Raw genomic sequence first — 530 nt, 5'->3', positions numbered from 1 at the left:
CACCCGCCGGAATATATCTATGCCGCCGCCGACCGCCATGACGAGGTCCATGATATGATGCGGGCCGTTCGGGACACCCGGTTCAAATATATCCGTAACTACTTCCCAAACCAGCCCTATTGGGGCATGAACGAATACCGGCACCGGATGGGCATTTTTCAGGAGATCCTTCGGCTGCATGCCGAAGAGAAACTTGAGGGGGCAGCCAGCTTCTGGATGAAACCAACGCGCCCGCCGGAGGAGCTCTATGATATTACCGAAGATCCCCATGAGGTCCACAACCTGGCTGATCACCCTGGATATCGGGCCGAACTCCAACGAATGCGGGGTGCACTGGATCAGTGGATGGATGAAATTGGCGATATGGGTGATATCCCGGAGGAGCAGCTCAGGGAACGCTTCTGGCCCGGTGGGGAGCAACCGAATACGCAGGCACCGTTTTTTGTGGTAAATGCCGCAGAGGATCGCGCCCGGACCTGGAGGCGGGAAGGAGGACAGTTCAGTCCGCCATACACGGTACAGATTACCTC

At 57.2% G+C, this 530-nt stretch carries 1 pseudogene; it reads left to right on the top strand.

What is annotated here, in order from left to right:
• Positions 1-530: pseudogene (locus tag ACG2E4_RS18500) on the top strand (sulfatase); the annotation flags it as partial.

This window comes from Halalkalibaculum sp. DA384 (genome assembly GCF_043951955.1).
GTDB lineage: Bacteria > Bacteroidota > Rhodothermia > Balneolales > Balneolaceae > JAMQKA01.
The sequence above is the reverse complement of the archived record's forward strand: the minus strand, read 5'-3'. Positions and strand labels throughout refer to the sequence as shown.